Below are 18,944 nucleotides of genomic sequence, written 5' to 3' on the forward strand. Positions count from 1 at the left end.
GAAGAATGGACAGAATGATGCCAAATAGAAAATGGATTTTGACCTCGCTGATAATGACTTTTTTCGGCATCCCCATACTGGCGCAATTTTTGGCAGCGGTTGTTGCCATGCTGGGTGTCGGGCTTACCGGTATTATTGAAGTTTGTAATATCCTTATCACGCCAACAATTTATCTTCTACTCAACGTCTTTATGCTGACGCTGGGGGCGATAATAATATTTTTCTCTGGTCGCGTGTGGGCCGGTGATAGCGCACCAGAAAACAGAGAAATAGCCGTCTGGCGGCAATGCTTTTTTCTCTTACCCGCGCTATTAACCCTGGTTGGCTGGATAATCACGCTACATCTGGCAGATTATCAATTTCGCCAGATGGGAGCAGGTTGGTTGGCAAACCTTATGCTTCCCTGGCTGGGCGTTTTTTTAGTCTCATTAGTGGGTGGTGAGTACTGGTGGATGGTCATTATTCCCGTTGGGGCGCATATCAGTTTTTCGCTGGGATACGCCTGGCCGACCAGATATCCTTTATCCGGCACGTCCGGACTACGTTGCCGTAACTTACTCCTGTTTCTACTTCTCTTACTTGGTATTGTCGCCGGGTATCAGGCCCATTTATATAAGCAGCAAAATCCTGGTGTCGGTGTACGCGAAAATATTGATATCTGGGCCTGGCGACCCGATAAACTCAATAATCGACTGACGCCGCTGCGTGGCAAACCGCAAATTCAGTTTAGGCAAAACTGGCCGCGAATCGATGGCGCCACGGCTGCGTACCCAATTTATGCTTCTGCATTTTATGCATTAAGTGTAATACCAGAGGATTTTCACGTTTGGGATTATCTGGAAAACTCTCGTACGCCAGAAGCATATAACAAAATCGTTAAGGGCGATGCTGATATTATTTTCGTGGCGCAACCTTCCGGTGGGCAAAAAAAACGTGCAAAGGAATCTGGTGTCACTTTGCTGTACACCCCCTTTGCCCGTGAAGCATTTGTTTTTATCGTTAATGCTGATAATCCAGTTAATTCCCTGACTGAACAACAAGTGCGAGACATTTTTAGTGGCGCAATTACCAATTGGCGTACTGTTGGCGGTAACGATCAGGAGATCCAGACCTGGCAGCGCCCGGAAGACTCTGGCAGCCAGACAGTGATGCAATCACAGGTCATGAAAAATGTCCGCATGATCTCGCCGCAGGAAACGGAAGTGGCAAGCGTGATGGAGGGAATGATTAAAGTCGTTGCCGAATACCGTAATACAAACAACGCAATAGGCTATACCTTCCGCTATTACGCGACGCAAATGAATGCTGATAAAAATATAAAATTGCTAGCGATTAACGGTATTACACCGACGGCGGAAAACATTCGCAACGGCAAATATGCGTACATCGTCGATGCATTTATGGTGACGAGAGAAAATACAACGTCAGAAACACAAAAACTGGTCGAATGGTTTTTAACGCCGCAGGGGCAGAGTCTGGTAGAAGATGTGGGATATGTGCCGCTGTATCCAACAATGGAATAACGCTCGAGAGAAAGGAATCAGCGAGATGAATAAATTCACCGGTGTTTTACTATTAGGCACGGCGTTACTGGCGGGATGTGTCGACCGGGAAGGGTACTATAACAGCGTCAGGGAAGAAGAGAGCCATGGACTGACGTCTCTGCGGGGGCAACCTGCATTACGTTACAGCGATGATTGGTCAAGATGGCCGAGAGTGTACGGCGCTACAGCCTTATACCCGCTGTATGCCTCCGCGTATTATAAATTAGTACCCGAGCCAAAAGATAAGGATCGAACCTCGCTGGCCTGGCAGGCGTATGGTTTGCAGCAAACCCGAACAGCTGAAGCCTACGATAGTCTGATTAAAGGTTCCGCGACGGTTATTTTTGTTGCACAACCGTCGGAAGGACAGAAAAAACGTGCAGAAGAAGCGGGTGTTAAACTGAAATATACCGCTTTCGCCCGCGAAGCCTTTGTCTTTATCGTTGATATTAATAACCCGGTAAATTCTCTCTCTGAGCACCAGGTTAAAGCTATTTTTAGCGGCAAAACTAGCCGCTGGAATAAAGTAGGTGGTAGTGACGAACATATAAAAGTCTGGCAGCGCCCTGAAGATTCTGGAAGCCAAACGATTATGAAGGGGCTGGTTATGCAAGACACCCCAATGCTGCCAGCTAAAAAATCCACTGTGATTGATCTTATGGGCGGTTTAATTACTGAAGTTGCCGACTATCAAAACACGCCATCTTCCATTGGGTACACCTTCCACTATTACGTCACTCGTATGAATGACAATATGCTCAAAATGCGCAAGCAGATTAAACTTTTGGCTATAAATGGCGTTGCGCCTACCGAGGAAAATATCCGCAACGGCACTTATCCATACATTGTGGATGCCTATATGGTGACGCGTGAAAATCCCACGCCGGAAACGCAGAAATTTGTTGACTGGTTTATAAGTCAGCAGGGGCAACAGTTGGTAGAGGATGTGGGGTATGTGCCGCTGTATGAAGCATCCCCCGAATCATCAGGACAATAATGATGAATATAATCAGACTTTATATTTATCCGTTATTTCTCGGCTTTGTTATTGTGCCGTTGTTGGTGTGGCCGATGGTGGTTGCGCTGGCTGCTTGTATTATCACGCTGAGTTTTCTGGGGGAAATGCTGTTCTCAATCCCGCTCATGATCAGGCGTATTTCACTTCTGCAATTACAACTTTGGTTATCGGCTGAATATGCGCTTTTTTTCTGTGTAATATGTTGTGTCGGTTGGCAATTTGCTCGCAGAACTCAATCTAAATTGAAAAGCAGGCTCCATTGTTGGTTGGTATTCGCACCGATCTATTTATGGTTGATCCTCTGGAATATCATTTATTACATCGCGCCAGCGAAAATTGCGCTGCTGGAAAATATCCGCAATTTCTTTCTGCTTGTTGTCTGGCTACCCCTGAATTTTTCGCCATTTTGGCCTCAGCCGTGGACGGATTTTATCGGTCCGATAAGCGCACAGCTTGGGTTTGCGTTGGGATATTACTGCCAGTGGTGCAGCAAAAATAGAAGCCAGAGGCAGAAGTGGGGGGAGTGGGTAACGTGCTTAAGTTTTGTTACGTTGGGTATGATGGCGTGGGCTTTGCGGTAATTCCCTGAATCAAAAAGTAGGTCAGATTGTTGACAAAGTGGCGCTTTGTTCATGCCTGATGCGGCGTGAACGCCTTATCAGGCCTACAAAATCATGCAAATTCAATATATTGCATAAACCACGTAGGCCTGATAAGCGTAGCGCATCAGGCAATTTTGTGTTTGTCATCACTCTCAGGCCAGATTGAAATCTGACCTGATCACCTTACGTTAATTTACGACGCCAGCGACAGCTTCTGCTGCGTATACTCCACCAACCACTGACTCACACGAGATTGTTGTTCCGCACTCAGCCACATACCTTGTTTTGTGCGACGCCACAGGGCATCGTCGGCGCGGCGGACCCACTCGTGGTCGACCAAATATTTCAGCTCCGCTTCGTAGAACTCATGACCGAAATCTTCCCCAAGATCGCTTACCGCTCCCGCATTGCCGAGCAGCAACTCGCTGTTGCTGCCATAAGTACGCGCGTAATGACGTGCCAGCGATTCGGTCAGGAACGGATAACGGCGGCGTAAGCGAGCGGCATAATCGTCGCGGTCGCCCTCGATGGCACCACCCGGTAACACGCTCTCTTTTGTCCATGCCGGGCCAATGCCCTGATAATACGGCGTTAGTTTTTCCAGCGCGTGCTCCGCCAGTTTGCGATAGGTGGTCAGCTTACCGCCGAATACCGACAGCAGCGGTGCTTTGCCATTTTCATCATGAATATCAAGGGTGTAATCACGGGTAATAGCCTGCGGCGAGTCGGACTCATCATCACATAGTGGTCGCACGCCGGAGTAGGTCCAGACAATATCGTCACGGCTTAACTGCTTTTTAAAGTGCGCGTTATACACATTCAGCAGGTAATTGATTTCACTCTCTTCAATCTTCACCGCTTTCGGATCGCCTTTGTATTCCACATCGGTGGTGCCGATGATGGAAAACTCGTCCATCCACGGGATCACGAACACAATACGTTTATCTTCGTTTTGCAGAATGTAGGCCTGCTTTTGGGTATGCACGCGCGGCACCACAATATGGCTGCCTTTGATCAGGCGAATGCCATAAGGCGAAGGCAGATGCATCCCGTCGTCGAAGAACTGTTTCACCCACGGGCCGGTAGCATTAACCAGGCCGCGCGCCTGCCAGGTGTATTTTTTGCCGGTATCGATATCTTCCGCTTCCACAATCCACAGGCCGTTTTCGCGGCGAGCAGAAGTAGCACGAGTACGAGTAAGCACTTCGCCGCCTTTACGCACCACCATCTGGGCGTTGGCGAGTACCAGACGGGCGTCGTCTACCCAACAGTCAGAATATTCGAATCCGCGCTTAATTTCCGGTTTTAACACTGAGTTTGCGCTAAAACGCAAACCGGTTGATCCCGGTAGGCTGGTGCGTTTACCCAGATGATCGTACATAAACAGACCAATCCGAATCATCCACGCCGGGCGCAGATGCGGACGATGCGGCAGGCGAAAACGCATCGGGAAGGCGATATGCGGGGCCATTTTCAGTAGCACTTCACGTTCAGCCAGCGCCTCGCTGACCAGGCGGAATTCATAGTGCTCAAGGTAGCGCAGGCCACCGTGAATGAGTTTTGAACTGGCGGAGGAGGTCGCACATGCGAGATCCTGCGCCTCCAGCATCAGCACGGATAAACCGCGTCCAGCGGCGTCTGCCGCGATACCAGCACCATTGATGCCGCCACCTATCACAATCAGATCTTTGGTTTCCATGCTGCCCTCATTCACTTTCGTTAAAGCTCATAAATGTTCGTTATCGAACATATTAGCAAAGAATCGCGCTTTAGGTAACATTGAAAAAACATTTTAGAGTGATATGTATAACATTATGGCGTTTATCTGCCGCTTCGACGTAAACTGTGCGGTAAATTTGCCCACTTGTTTGTAAAGAAAGAGAGACGCATGGATCAGTTCGAATGTATTAACGTTGCCGACGCGCACCAGAAGTTGCAGGAAAAAGAGGCGGTGCTGGTCGATATTCGCGATCCACAGAGTTTCGCAATGGGGCATGCGGTGCAGGCTTTCCATTTAACCAACGACACACTGGGCGCGTTTATGCGTGATAACGACTTTGACACACCGGTGATGGTGATGTGTTACCACGGTAATAGCAGCAAAGGCGCGGCGCAGTATCTGCTGCAACAGGGCTACGATGTGGTCTATAGCATTGATGGCGGCTTTGAAGCCTGGCAACGTCAGTTTCCTGCAGAGGTGGCGTACGGCGCGTAACGCTTTATACTGTCCCCTTTTGTGTGGAATAAGCGACAGCAACGATGTTGATGATTACCTCTTTTGCTAACCCCCGCGTGGCGCAGGCGTTTGTTGATTACATGGCGACGCAGGGTGTTATCCTCACGATTCAACAACATAACCAAAGCGATGTCTGGCTGGCGGATGAGTCCCAGGCCGAGCGCGTACGGGCGGAGCTGGCGCGTTTTCTCGAAAACCCGGCAGATCCGCGTTATCTGGCGGCGAGCTGGCAGGCAGGCCATACCGGCAGTGGCCTGCATTATCGCCGTTATCCTTTCTTTGCCGCCTTGCGTGAACGCGCAGGTCCGGTAACCTGGGTGATGATGATCGCCTGCGTGGTGGTGTTTATTACCATGCAAATTCTCGGCGATCAGGAAGTGATGTTATGGCTGGCCTGGCCATTCGATCCAGCACTGAAATTTGAGTTCTGGCGTTACTTCACCCACGCGTTAATGCACTTCTCGCTGATGCATATCCTCTTTAACCTGCTCTGGTGGTGGTATCTCGGCGGTGCGGTGGAAAAACGCCTCGGTAGCGGTAAGCTAATTGTCATTACGCTTATCAGCGCCCTGTTAAGCGGCTATGTGCAGCAAAAATTCAGCGGGCCGTGGTTTGGCGGGCTTTCTGGCGTGGTGTATGCGCTGATGGGCTACGTCTGGCTACGTGGCGAACGCGATCCGCAAAGTGGCATTTACCTGCAACGTGGGTTAATTATCTTTGCGCTGATCTGGATTGTCGCCGGATGGTTTGATTTGTTTGGGATGTCGATGGCGAACGGAGCACACATCGCCGGGTTAGCCGTGGGTTTAGCGATGGCTTTTGTTGATTCGCTCAATGCGCGAAAACGAAAATAATTCCAGGGATTTAGAAATGAAACAAACACAACGTCACAACGGTATTATCGAACTGGTTAAACAGCAGGGTTATGTCAGTACCGAGGAGCTGGTGGAGCACTTCTCCGTCAGCCCGCAGACTATTCGCCGCGATCTCAATGAGCTGGCGGAGCAAAACCTGATTCTGCGCCATCATGGCGGTGCGGCACTGCCTTCCAGTTCGGTTAACACGCCGTGGCACGATCGTAAAGCCACCCAGACCGAAGAAAAAGAGCGGATTGCCCGCAAAGTGGCGGAGCAAATCCCCAATGGCTCAACGCTGTTTATCGATATCGGCACCACGCCAGAAGCGGTGGCGCACGCGCTGCTTAATCACAGTAATTTGCGCATTGTGACCAACAACCTCAACGTCGCTAACACGCTGATGGTAAAAGATGATTTTCGCATTATCCTCGCCGGTGGCGAATTACGCAGCCGCGATGGCGGGATCATCGGCGAAGCGACGCTCGATTTTATTTCCCAGTTCCGTCTGGACTTTGGCATTCTGGGGATAAGCGGTATCGATAGCGACGGCTCGCTGCTGGAGTTCGATTACCACGAAGTTCGCACCAAACGCGCTATTATTGAGAATTCGCGCCACGTTATGCTGGTGGTCGATCACTCGAAATTTGGCCGTAACGCGATGGTCAATATGGGCAGTATCAGTATGGTTGATGCCGTCTACACCGACGCCCCGCCGCCTGCGGGCGTGATGCAGGTGCTGACGGACCACCATATTCAACTGGAGCTGTGCTGATCCTGCACCGACTCCCACGACAGACCAAAACGTGCCAGGTATTTGCGTAGCCGATCCGCGTCATTGACGCTGGCTTTGCCCTGGCGCGAAACGTCAAAAAGCTGTCGTCCGGCAGCGGAAAGCGACTTTGCCTGGCGGCAGATAGCTATCACGTGTTCCAGTTGCAGCCTGTCAAAAAGGTCGATATTTTCTGCCTCCGCACCCAGTAGTTGCGTAAGCACGGAAGGACGGCTCTCCTGCCAGTTATAGCGCAGACGGGTTATCTCATCCTCCACCACTTCCCGAGTGATGCGTCCGTTATTGGCAAAGGTTGCCATCCGCGTGACGCTGGCGGAAAGTTCGCGAAAGTTACCGCGCCATGTTGCCTGGGGAGAGGTCGCAAAGGCCAGCCAGGCGCGCCGCGCTTCGGTGTTAAAACGCACGCTGTCGCCGGTAAGCGCGGCGTGGCGCTCCACTTCATAATCCAGGTTCGGTTCAATATCTTCCTGGCGCTGGCGTAGCCCCGGCAGGGTGAAGGTCCAGAGATTGATCCGCGCGTACAGGTCTTCGCGAAATTTGCCTTCGGCAACCAACTGGCGCAAATCGCGCACCGTTCCGGCGATAAGCTGAAAATCACTGCTCACCTGGCGATCGCTACCAAACGGGTAAAAGGTTTTTTCTTCAATGGCTTTCAGCAGCATTGCCTGTTCGTCTGCGCCCAGTTCGCCAATCTCATCAAGAAATAACATCCCGCCGTTGGCACTGCGTAATAAGCCTTCCCGCGATTCCCGCGCCCCGGTAAACGCGCCTTTCACATGACCAAACAGCGTCGACATGGCGGTATCGCCGCGCAGGGTGGCGCAGTTCACCTCAACAAACGCACCGCTAAACTGATGCCGCGCCTGTTTCAATTCAAAGATGCGTCGTGCCAGAAACGACTTACCCGCGCCGGTCGGACCGTTAAGCAGGATCGGTGCGCGGGATTTAATCGCCACTTTTTCGATCTGCTCAATCATGCGGTTGAAGTGGGGGTTACGTGTGGCAATGCCGGACTTAAGAAAATCAAGCGTTTGCTGGCGTTCCTCGGCAAAGCGGCTGGCGATGGCGTTATAACGGCTTAAATCGAGATCGATAATCGTCACTTCACCTGGGCCGCGCGGTTGTTCTTTTTTGCGCGGAGGTGAAGATTGTATCAGCCGGGCGGGCAGGTAACGCGCTTCTGCCAGCAGAAACCAGCAAATCTGCGCGACGTGGGTGCCGGTGGTGATGTGAATTAAGTAGTCTTCTTTATCAGGTTGGAACGCGTAACCACGGGCGAAATCATGCAGGCAGGCGTAAACTTCTTCGAAATCCCACGGGTTATGCAGTTCAGTCTCAACGCCTACCACTTCTGTTTCTGGCGAAACGCTGGCGATATCGCGTTTAAGCGTTTCAAACAGCGAGCGCGAGCGGGCGTCGTGCAATAATTCCAGTCGATCGATGACCAACGATTCTTGCTGGCATAAACAAAGCGTCGGACGCCATTTCGACCAACGCTGACTGCCGCGCCCGGCATAATCCAGCACCGTTCCGACAAAGCCAAAAGCCACTGTTTTACGCATCTTAGATATCCTTATAAAAGACGATATTTCATTATCGGTAAATTGGCTTTGCGGAAAATCTCCGTTTACGGACGTAAAAATATAATCTTTTAAAAACAATGCATTAAAAAATCAAGCTGCTTATTTAATTTTCTGGCACGACGGTTGCAATTATCAGGACATACCAACGAAAAGAGAAAAGCAAAATGAATTACGAATTACTGACCACTGAAAATGCCCCGGTAAAAATGTGGACCAAAGGCGTGCCGGTAGAAGCCGATGCGCGTCAGCAACTTATTAATACGGCGAAGATGCCGTTTATTTTCAAACATATTGCGGTAATGCCTGATGTGCACCTGGGTAAAGGTTCCACCATTGGTAGCGTGATCCCGACCAAAGGGGCGATTATCCCGGCGGCGGTGGGCGTGGATATCGGTTGTGGAATGAACGCACTGCGTACCGCGTTAACGGCGGCAGACCTGCCTGAAAACCTGGCACAGCTGCGTCAGGCGATCGAAACTGCCGTGCCGCACGGGCGTACCACTGGCCGTTGTAAACGTGATAAAGGCGCATGGGAAAATCCGCCTGTTAACGTCGATGCGAAATGGGCCGAGCTGGAAGCCGGTTATCAGTGGTTAACGCAAAAATATCCCCGTTTCCTTAACACTAACAACTATAAACACCTGGGAACGCTGGGAACGGGTAACCACTTTATTGAAATCTGCCTTGATGAGTCGGATCAGGTGTGGATTATGCTGCACTCCGGTTCACGCGGAATTGGTAACGCCATCGGAACTTATTTTATCGATCTGGCGCAAAAAGAGATGCAGGACCAGCTTGAAACGTTGCCGTCGCGTGATCTGGCGTACTTTATGGAAGGTACGGAATACTTTGATGATTACCTGAAAGCCGTGGCCTGGGCGCAACTTTTTGCCAGCCTTAACCGCGATGCGATGATGGAAAACGTGGTAACGGCGTTGCAGAGCATTACGCAGAAAACGGTAAGACAGCCACAAACGCTGGCGATGGAAGAGATCAACTGTCACCACAACTATGTGCAAAAAGAACAGCACTTTGGCGAAGAGATCTACGTGACGCGTAAAGGCGCGGTGTCTGCGCGTGCTGGTCAATATGGAATTATTCCCGGTTCGATGGGAGCGAAAAGCTTTATCGTCCGTGGGCTGGGAAATGAAGAGTCATTCTGTTCGTGCAGCCACGGTGCCGGGCGGGTAATGAGCCGTACTAAAGCGAAAAAACTGTTCAGCGTGGAAGATCAAATTCGTGCCACCGCGCATGTGGAATGCCGTAAAGATGCCGAAGTGATCGACGAAATCCCGATGGCGTATAAAGATATCGATGCGGTGATGGCGGCACAAAGCGATCTGGTGGAAGTTATCTACACCCTGCGTCAGGTGGTGTGCGTAAAAGGATAAATGATGAAAAGGATGATTGCGCTGGATGGCGCACAGGGCGAAGGCGGCGGGCAGATCCTGCGCTCGGCGCTGAGCCTGTCGATGATAACCGGCAAGCCATTTACCATCACCGGTATTCGTGCCGGGCGGGCGAAACCGGGGCTGTTGCGCCAGCATCTGACCGCGGTAAAAGCGGCTGCGGAAATTTGTAGGGCAACGGTGGAAGGCGCGGAGCTGGGGTCGCAGCGTCTGGTCTTCCGGCCCGGCACCGTGCGTGGCGGCGATTACCGCTTTGCTATCGGTAGCGCCGGAAGTTGTACGCTGGTGCTGCAAACGGTGCTGCCTGCGCTGTGGTTTGCTGATGGACCTTCGCGTGTTGAAGTGAGCGGCGGTACCGATAACCCGTCGGCCCCGCCTGCGGATTTTATCCGCTGGGTGCTGGAGCCGCTGCTGGCGAAAATAGGAATTCATCAGCAGACCACATTGTTACGCCACGGTTTTTATCCTGCCGGAGGCGGAGTAGTGGCAACGGATGTCTCGCCCGTGGCATCGTTTAACACCTTGCAACTTGGCGAGCGCGGAAACATTGTGCGGATGCGTGGTGAGGTGTTATTAGCTGGCGTGCCGCGGCATGTCGCAGAGCGTGAAATCGCTACGCTGGCGGGTAGTTTTTCCCTGCATGAGCAGAATATTCATAACCTGCCGCGCGATCAGGGGCCGGGTAATACCGTCTCGCTTGAAGTCGAAAGTGAAAATATCACCGAACGCTTTTTTGTCGTCGGTGAAAAGCGCGTCAGTGCCGAGGTGGTCGCGGCACAGTTAGTGAAGGAGGTGAAACGCTACCTGGCGAGCCCGGCGGCGGTGGGGGAATATCTCGCTGACCAGCTGGTGCTACCGATGGCGCTGGCGGGGGCGGGAGAATTTACGGTGGCCCATCCCTCATGCCATCTGCTGACCAATATTGCCGTGGTGGAGCGTTTCTTGCCCGTGCGGTTCAGTCTGACAGAAACAGGCGGCGTAACGCGAGTGAGCGTTGAATGATGCAGAGATGTAAGCCGGAGCTGGCGCGTTATCCGGCTAAATTCACACTCCATACCCCATCATCTTCAGCAGTTTCTGCGCGTGTTGTACCGCAGCCTGGCGGTGGGCGACGCCGAGTTTTTGGTACAGATTACGGATATGCGTCTTGATGGTGGTCGCCGCCACTTCCAGCTCGCCCGCAATTTGCTCGTTGCTGTAACCGGAGTAAATCAGCCCCAGTACCTGCCATTCGCGCTGGGTCAGCGGACTGGTACGGATCAGTTCTGGTACTTCCGGATGATTTAGCAGACGTTCAACGAAACTTTCATCGAAATGGGCAAATTTATGCCGATGATGTTGATTGATTTCCCGCAGAATACGCTGCGCGCGGTGTTGTTCCAGTTCTGGCAGTGTATTGAGCTGAATCAGCTGGCGCAGTTGTTGCGCCATCGCTTCGCCTTCAATAACAAAATGACTGATAAATCCGGTGCGATTCGCCAGTTTCAATGCATCCAACAACACACGCTGGGCGTCGCTTTTACGCCCGGCTTGCCAGTACAACTGATTGAGTAAAAGCAGGTTACGGTTGAGGTCGCTCATTAACCGCAGGCTGCGGGCGTTTTCGTTCAGTTCTTCGAGGACTATTTCCGCAGGTTCAAACTCTCCCAGCAAGATTTGTGCACGGGCAATGTTGCGCCATTGACCTTGCAGGAAGTGGTTGTTCGCAAACTCTGGTTTGGCCGTATGACGCAACCAGTTGGCAGCGGCGGCTTTGTCGCCAGTCATCTGCCAGTAAATCACGCGAACTTTGTTGGCGTTAGAGATCCAGTCGCTGTGATATTTGCCATTCCCCAGCAGGTTTTCCAGGCGGTTAAGCTGGCTACGGGCATTATCTAAATCGCCACGGGCCAGCGAGCATTGAATTAACATGGCCAGACACTGGAGTTGTTGCTGCGGCTGATAAGACGACAAGACTTCAATCCCGCTACGCGCCGACGCTTCGGCTTCATCCAGCCGCGCCCAGGCCCATAGCAGTTGTGCACGGATGCGCACCAGAAACTCATGCATCGGCAACTGTTCCAGATGTTGTTCGTTAATCAACTGGAACGCTTTTTCCTGCGTTTCCCACGCGGTTTGCAGGAACCCCTGAGCAAACAGAATTTCACTTTGCTGGATTAAACTCCACAAGGCGTAGTGCCAGACATCGTGCTGACGCGCCATTTGCTCGGTTTGCTGCATCAGCGCCAGCGAGCGGGTAAGTTCACCTTTGCAGTGCAACACTTCGCCAAGCACAGAGGTCGCGACAATTCGGCTGTAGAACCAGCCCGGAGGCAGTTCTTCCAGCGCCAGTTTTGCCAGCCGCTCGGCTTCTTCAGGATTGCCATCGTTAATGGCCACCTGAGCGCGCAGAGCGTTAAATTCTGCATGCATGGTGCCTTCCCTGATATCCTTGAGCTCATGTTCGGCGCGCGCCAGCAGGGTGTTCACTTCGCCGTAGCGATGCTGGCTTTGCATTAGCCAGGCTTGCAACAACACCAGTTGCGGATTTTCCAGCAGACTGTCCCACGGCAGGGCTTTGAGTGACTCTTCCAGCAGCGAAAGTTCACTGTGGTTGAACAGGCTCCAGGCGTGATTAAGCAGAATATCGCGCAGCATCAGCGCGTCGCCCGCCGCCAGCGCATGATGGATGGCTTCGCTTGGGAAGCCCTGGGTCATCCAGCTTTCTGCGGCGGCACGGTGGATTTCGGGCAGTTCCGCCGCCAGTTCCCACTGGCAGCGCTGGCGCAGGAAGTTGCCAAACAAAGGGTGATAGCAGAACCACTCGCCGGTATCATCCATCCGTTGCAAAAACAGCCCCTGACGCTCAATCTCTTCAAGGCGCATTTGCCCGTTTTCTTCGCCGGTAACACGGGTGATTAGCGCATCGTTCATCGAGCGTAAAATGGCACTTTTCAGCAGAAAATGGCGCGTCGCCAGATCCACGTTATCCAACACTTCATCGACCAGATAATCAGAAAGATGGCTGGCATTAATGCCCGCCAGGCGACGTGCGGATTTGTGCGCAGAATGGGTATTCTGTCGGACGGAGAGGGCGATTAATTGTAAAGCCGTTGCCCAACCAGAAACGTCATCGCAAATCCGGCTACTTTCAGCGGCTTCAATGGGTGAAGACAGACGGCAATCAAAAAACTGCTTGGCTTCCTGATGGGTAAACGCCAGTTGCTGGCTGCCAATTTCCAGCAGTTGGTCACGTACACGCAAATTAGCAATACCCAGTTGCGGAAGATTGCGCGACAAAACCACCAGGGTCAGATTTTCCGGTTGATGACGAATAAAGAAGCGCATTGACTCGTGAATCACTGGGTTAGTGATCAGATGATAATCGTCAATAACCAGGTAGAGCGGCTGGTGCCACTCTGCCAGTTCGATAAACAGTTGGGCAAAAAGTGAGGATAGACTGGCATATTGCCGCTTTTGCGCCATCACTTCACTGGCGGGGCAATGCCCGTTGGTGGCCTGTTGAATTGCGGCAATCAGGTAGCTGGCGAACCGTTCTTGCTGGTTATCGCCGTCATCCAGCGAGTACCAGCCCAAATCGTTTTTGCCTGCCGCCCATTGGGATATGAGCGTTGTCTTTCCGTAGCCCGCAGGACTTGTGATCAGCACCAGCCTGAAGTTGTTCGCGCCGGAAAGTTTAGCCAGCAGGCGTTCACGAACCACGGTATGGTCGAGTCGAACCGGGCGACTTAATTTTGACGGAATCAGCATAGTTAATCACTTCACTGTGGAAATTGAGGAAATATTATTTTTTTTGCGCTTCGTAATTAATGGTTATAAGGTCGGCCAGAAATCTGTGCAATGCAAGCGATGACGGTTTTTTATGTGTCTGAATTTGCACTCTGTCACAATTCAAAACCTTTATTAATGGTTCACCTAAAAACTACGCTGATACAGCGTAGATACTGGATCTTATTGTGTTTTCTCGTGATTCAAAAGCGTTATTAAAGCAATGATGCTTCCTTAATTCATGATGAAAGGTCTGTCTAAAAAGATGATCTTAATAAATCTATTAAGAATGAGATGAATCACGATTGGTATTTCATTACTGAAACAATTTCGCTGCTTTACTTGATTTATAGAGTGACTTTCCGCTTTTTGATAATAAGCAACGGCCCTTTCTTACTGTTAATAGTCAGTTTTTTGCGCTCTTTGGCGCTGGGCCGATGCTTTTGCTGTTGATTGCACTACCTTTAAGTGTTCGCGATCACATTTTCTTGCTCATCCCCGTCACTCCTCCCCGCCTAATCCCCCGTAGGATGAGGAAGGTCAACATGGAGCCTGGCAAACTAACGATAACGTTGTGTTTAATGTCTAAGAAAACTGGAACTCCTATGTCACAACCCATTTTTAATGAAAAGCAATTTCAGGAAGCCCTGTCACGTCAATGGCAGCGTTATGGTTTAACATCTGCAGCTGAGATGACCCCTTGTCAGTGGTGGCAGGCCGTGAGTGAAGCTCTGGCGGAGATGTTGCGTGCCCAGCCTTTTGCCAAACCGACGGCAAATCAGCGCCATGTTAACTACATCTCAATGGAGTTTTTGATTGGTCGTCTGACGGGCAACAACCTGTTAAATCTCGGTTGGTATCAGGCTGTTCAGGATTCGCTGAAACCCTATGACATCAACCTGACAGATCTGCTGGAAGAAGAGACAGACCCGGCGCTGGGCAACGGCGGTCTGGGGCGTCTGGCGGCATGTTTCCTCGACTCAATGGCGACCGTCGGACAATCCGCAACAGGCTATGGTCTGAACTATCAATATGGTTTGTTCCGTCAGTCATTTGTTGACGGTCAACAAATGGAAGCGCCAGATGATTGGCATCGCGGTAACTATCCGTGGTTCAGCCATAATGAAGCACTTGATGTGCAGGTTGGGATTGGTGGCAAGGCTACTAAAGACGGATGTTGGGAGCCTGCATTTACCATTACCGGCCAGGCGTGGGATTTACCTGTGCTGGGCTACCGTAACGGCGTGGCGCAGCCGCTGCGTTTATGGCAGGCGACACATGCGCATCCGTTTAACCTCACGAAATTCAACGACGGCGATTTCCTGCGTGCTGAACAACAGGGCATCGACGCTGAAAAACTCACCAAAGTTCTCTATCCAAACGACAACCACACTGCGGGTAAAAAACTGCGTCTGATGCAGCAATATTTCCAGTGCGCCTGTTCGGTAGCGGATATTCTGCGTCGTCATCATCTGGCAGGCCGTAAACTGCATGAGTTGGCAGATTACGAAGTTATTCAACTGAACGATACCCACCCAACTATCGCTATTCCAGAACTGCTGCGCGTACTGATTGATGATCATCAGATGAGCTGGGATGAAGCCTGGGCGATCACCAGCAATACCTTTGCTTATACCAACCATACCCTGATGCCAGAAGCACTTGAGTGCTGGGATGAGAAACTGGTAAAAGCCCTGCTGCCACGCCATATGCAGATCATCAACGAAATCAACAACCGCTTTAAGACGCTGGTGGAAAAAAACTGGCCTGGCGACAAAGCGGTTTGGGCGAAACTGGCAGTCGTACATGACAAGCAGGTTCGTATGGCGAACATGTGCGTGGTCAGCGGTTTTGCGGTGAACGGCGTGGCCGCGCTGCACTCGGATCTGGTGGTTAAAGATCTGTTCCCGGAATATCACCAGCTGTGGCCGAACAAATTCCATAACGTTACCAACGGTATTACTCCGCGCCGCTGGATCAAGCAGTGCAATCCGGAATTGGCAGCATTGTTGGATAAGACACTGAAAAAAGAGTGGGCTAACGATCTTGATCAACTGATTAATCTGGAAAAGTTCGCTGATGACGCGAAATTCCGCCAGCAATATCGCGAGATCAAACAGGCGAATAAAGTTCGTCTGGCGGAGTTTGTGAAAGTTCGTACCGGTATTGAAATCAATCCTCAGGCGATTTTCGATATTCAGATCAAACGCCTGCACGAGTACAAACGCCAACACCTGAACCTGCTGCATATTCTGGCGCTGTACAAAGAGATTCGCGAGAACCCACAAGCCGACCGTGTTCCACGTGTGTTCCTGTTTGGAGCCAAGGCCGCGCCGGGCTACTACCTGGCGAAGAACATTATCTTTGCGATCAACAAAGTAGCGGAAGCGATCAACAACGATCCGCAGGTGGGCGACAAGCTGAAGGTCGTGTTCCTGCCAGATTATTGTGTATCTGCAGCGGAAATGCTGATCCCGGCGGCGGATATCTCTGAACAGATCTCCACCGCAGGTAAAGAAGCTTCTGGTACTGGCAATATGAAACTGGCGCTTAACGGTGCGCTCACTGTCGGCACGCTGGATGGCGCAAACGTGGAGATCGCCGAGAAAGTTGGTGAAGAAAACATCTTTATCTTCGGTCATACCGTCGAGCAGGTTAAAGCGCTGAAAGCGAAGGGCTACGACCCGGTAAAATGGCGGAAGAAAGATAAGGTCCTGGATGCGGTATTAAAAGAGCTGGAAAGCGGCAAATACAGCAATGGCGATAAACACGCCTTTGACCAGATGCTGCATAGCCTCGGTAAGCAGGGCGGCGATCCGTATCTGGTAATGGCGGACTTTGCGGCTTATGTCGAAGCGCAAAAACGCGTGGATGTGCTGTACCGCGACCAGGAGGCCTGGACTCGCGCGGCGATCCTCAATACTGCCCGCTGCGGTATGTTCAGCTCAGATCGCTCAATCCGTGATTATCAGGCTCGTATCTGGCAGGCAAAACGCTAAGGAAGCGCGATGGAAAGCAAACGTCTGGACAAAGCCGCGTTGGCGGCGGGGATCAGCCCCAATTACATCAATGCCCACGGAAAACCGCAGTCGATTAGCGCCGAAACCAAACGGCGTTTGCTTGATGCGATGCATCAAAGTGCCGCCACGAAAGTGGCGGTAACACCAGTGCCAAATGTCATGGTGTATACCGCCGGGAAAAAAATGGCAATGGCGGTAGAGGGAAGCGGCGAATATAGCTGGCTACTGACCACCGAAGAAGGTACGCAGTACAAAGGCCACGTGAGCGGTGGTAACGCGTTCAATCTGCCGGCAAAACTGCCGGAAGGTTATCACACGCTGACGCTTACTCAGGATGAACAGCGTGCTCATTGTCGGGTGATTGTCGCTCCGAAACGCTGCTACGAACCGCAGGCATTGCTCAACAAGCAAAAACTGTGGGGTGCCTGCGTCCAGCTTTATACGCTGCGATCGGAAAAAAACTGGGGTATTGGGGATTTTGGCGATCTCAAAGCGATGCTGGTGGATGTGGCAAAACGTGGCGGGTCGTTCATTGGTCTGAACCCGATTCATGCGCTGTACCCGGCAAACCCGGAAAGCGCCAGTCCGTATAGCCCGTCTTCTCGCCGCTGGCTGAACGTGATTTATATCGACGTTAACGCCGTTGAAGATTTCCAGCTTAGCGAAGAGGCACAAACCTGGTGGCAGATGCCGACCACGCAGCAGACGCTGCAACAGGCGCGGGATGCCGACTGGGTTGATTACTCCACCGTGACCGCACTAAAAATGACAGCGCTGCGGATGGCGTGGAAAAGTTTTTCACAACGTGATGATGAACAAATGGCAGCGTTTCGCCAGTTTGTTGCTGAGCAGGGCGATAGCCTGTTCTGGCAGGCGGCGTTTGACGCGCTACATGCCCAGCAAGTGAAAGAAGACGAAATGCGCTGGGGCTGGCCAGCATGGCCGGAGATGTATCAGAACGTGGATTCGCCAGAAGTGCACCAGTTCTGCGAAGAACATCGCGATGACGTTGATTTTTATCTCTGGCTGCAGTGGCTGGCTTACAGCCAGTTTGCCGCCTGCTGGGAGATAAGCCAGGGCCATGAAATGCCGATTGGCTTGTATCGTGACCTGGCCGTTGGCGTAGCAGAAGGTGGAGCAGAAACCTGGTGTGACCGCGAGTTGTATTGCCTGAAAGCGTCGGTTGGCGCGCCGCCGGATATCCTCGGCCCGTTGGGGCAGAACTGGGGATTGCCGCCGATGGACCCGCATATCATCACCGCGCGCGCCTATGAACCGTTTATCGAGCTGCTGCGTGCCAATATGCAAAACTGCGGCGCGTTGCGAATTGACCATGTGATGTCGATGCTGCGTTTGTGGTGGATACCGTATGGCGAGACGGCGGATCAAGGGGCATATGTTCACTATCCGGTGGATGATCTGCTCTCGATTCTGGCACTTGAAAGTAAACGCCATCGCTGCATGGTGATTGGTGAAGATCTCGGCACTGTACCGGTAGAGATTGTCGGTAAGCTGCGCAGCAGCGGTGTGTATTCCTATAAAGTGCTCTATTTCGAAAACGACCACGAGAAGACGTTCCGTGCGCCGAAAGTGTATCCTGAGCAGTCGATGGCGGTTGCGGCGACACACGACCTGCCAACGCTGCGTGGTTACTGGGAAAGCGGAGATTTAACGCTGGGCAAAACGCTGGGGCTATACCCGGATGAAGATGTGCTGCGTGGTTTATATCAGGATCGCGAACTGGCGAAGCAAGGGCTGCTGGATGCGCTGCATAAATACGGTTGTCTGCCTAAACGCGCCGGGCATAAAGCGTCGCTGATGGCGATGACGCCGACGCTTAATCGTGGTTTGCAGCGCTACATTGCCGACAGTAACAGTGCTCTATTAGGACTACAGCCGGAAGACTGGCTGGATATGGCCGAACCGGTGAATATTCCTGGCACCAGTTACCAGTATAAAAACTGGCGACGCAAGCTTTCCGCAACGCTTGAGACGATGTTTGCCGATGATGGGGTGAACAAGTTGATTAAAGATCTGGACAAGCGGCGCAGGGCGGCAGCGAAGAAGAAATAGAGTGCGGTTGATGCCGGATGCGATGCATCCGGCAGTCAGTGTTA

The 18,944-nt window shown here is 51.8% G+C and carries 13 protein-coding genes; 10 read left to right on the forward strand and 3 right to left on the reverse strand.

Annotated elements, in window-relative coordinates:
• Positions 1-14: 14 nt before the first annotated feature.
• From D9742_RS00550 to D9742_RS00560, 3 genes are read left to right on the forward strand one after another with little or no spacing between them, the layout of a single operon-like run.
• Positions 15-1,523, forward strand: a complete 1,509-nt coding sequence (locus tag D9742_RS00550) for a PstS family phosphate ABC transporter substrate-binding protein (RefSeq protein WP_021557276.1) — start codon at positions 15-17, stop codon at positions 1,521-1,523.
• A 25-nt stretch (positions 1,524-1,548) separates the two neighbouring features.
• Positions 1,549-2,541: a PstS family phosphate ABC transporter substrate-binding protein gene (locus D9742_RS00555; protein WP_130235649.1), complete on the forward strand. Its 993-nt coding sequence runs from the start codon at positions 1,549-1,551 to the stop codon at positions 2,539-2,541.
• Positions 2,541-3,143: a hypothetical protein gene (locus D9742_RS00560; protein ID WP_130235650.1), complete on the forward strand. Its 603-nt coding sequence runs from the start codon at positions 2,541-2,543 to the stop codon at positions 3,141-3,143. The genes D9742_RS00555 and D9742_RS00560 overlap by 1 nt, the downstream gene beginning before the upstream one ends.
• A 214-nt stretch (positions 3,144-3,357) precedes the next feature.
• Here the strand turns inward: D9742_RS00560 and glpD are convergent, their stop codons facing one another.
• On the reverse strand, positions 3,358-4,863 hold the full coding sequence (gene glpD / locus D9742_RS00565) for a glycerol-3-phosphate dehydrogenase (protein WP_130235651.1): 1,506 nt from the start codon (positions 4,861-4,863) through the stop codon (positions 3,358-3,360).
• 189 nt (positions 4,864-5,052) lie between these two features.
• Here glpD and glpE point away from each other — a divergent pair, with 189 nt between their 5' ends.
• The 3 genes from glpE to D9742_RS00580 are packed head-to-tail and all read left to right on the forward strand — an operon-like array spanning position 5,053 to position 7,029.
• Positions 5,053-5,379 carry a thiosulfate sulfurtransferase GlpE gene (gene glpE / locus D9742_RS00570; protein WP_000371928.1) on the forward strand — a complete coding sequence of 109 codons (327 nt, stop codon included), beginning with the start codon at positions 5,053-5,055 and terminating at the stop codon, positions 5,377-5,379.
• Between the two features lie 44 nt (positions 5,380-5,423).
• Positions 5,424-6,254: a rhomboid family intramembrane serine protease GlpG gene (glpG, locus tag D9742_RS00575; protein WP_130235652.1), complete on the forward strand. Its 831-nt coding sequence runs from the start codon at positions 5,424-5,426 to the stop codon at positions 6,252-6,254.
• Between the two features lie 16 nt (positions 6,255-6,270).
• Positions 6,271-7,029: a DeoR/GlpR family transcriptional regulator gene (locus D9742_RS00580; RefSeq protein ID WP_021550071.1), complete on the forward strand. Its 759-nt coding sequence runs from the start codon at positions 6,271-6,273 to the stop codon at positions 7,027-7,029.
• On the opposite strand, the gene rtcR is transcribed toward D9742_RS00580, so the two are convergent.
• The gene (rtcR, locus tag D9742_RS00585) at positions 7,011-8,609 is read right to left on the reverse strand and encodes a DNA-binding transcriptional regulator RtcR (RefSeq protein WP_130235653.1); all 1,599 of its coding nucleotides are present in this window, start codon (positions 8,607-8,609) and stop codon (positions 7,011-7,013) included. The genes D9742_RS00580 and rtcR overlap by 19 nt on opposite strands.
• A 185-nt stretch (positions 8,610-8,794) precedes the next feature.
• On the opposite strand from rtcR, the gene rtcB reads away from it, so the two are divergent.
• Positions 8,795-10,021: an RNA-splicing ligase RtcB gene (gene rtcB / locus D9742_RS00590; protein ID WP_130235654.1), complete on the forward strand. Its 1,227-nt coding sequence runs from the start codon at positions 8,795-8,797 to the stop codon at positions 10,019-10,021.
• Positions 10,022-10,024: 3 nt separating this feature from the next.
• Positions 10,025-11,041, forward strand: coding sequence for an RNA 3'-terminal phosphate cyclase (rtcA, locus tag D9742_RS00595; protein ID WP_130235655.1), 1,017 nt, complete (start codon positions 10,025-10,027; stop codon positions 11,039-11,041).
• A gap of 42 nt (positions 11,042-11,083) precedes the next feature.
• Here the strand turns inward: rtcA and malT are convergent, their stop codons facing one another.
• Complete coding sequence (malT, locus tag D9742_RS00600) at positions 11,084-13,789, reverse strand: HTH-type transcriptional regulator MalT (RefSeq protein WP_130235656.1); 2,706 nt, start codon at positions 13,787-13,789, stop codon at positions 11,084-11,086.
• 623 nt (positions 13,790-14,412) lie between these two features.
• Here malT and malP point away from each other — a divergent pair.
• Both malP and malQ read left to right on the forward strand, forming a co-directional pair.
• Positions 14,413-16,806, forward strand: a complete 2,394-nt coding sequence (gene malP / locus D9742_RS00605) for a maltodextrin phosphorylase (RefSeq protein ID WP_130235657.1) — start codon at positions 14,413-14,415, stop codon at positions 16,804-16,806.
• 9 nt (positions 16,807-16,815) lie between these two features.
• Complete coding sequence (malQ, locus tag D9742_RS00610; protein ID WP_130235658.1) at positions 16,816-18,900, forward strand: 4-alpha-glucanotransferase; 2,085 nt, start codon at positions 16,816-16,818, stop codon at positions 18,898-18,900.
• The last annotated feature ends 44 nt before the right edge of the window (positions 18,901-18,944 follow it).

This window comes from Escherichia sp. E1V33 (assembly GCF_004211955.1).
Taxonomy (GTDB): domain Bacteria; phylum Pseudomonadota; class Gammaproteobacteria; order Enterobacterales; family Enterobacteriaceae; genus Escherichia.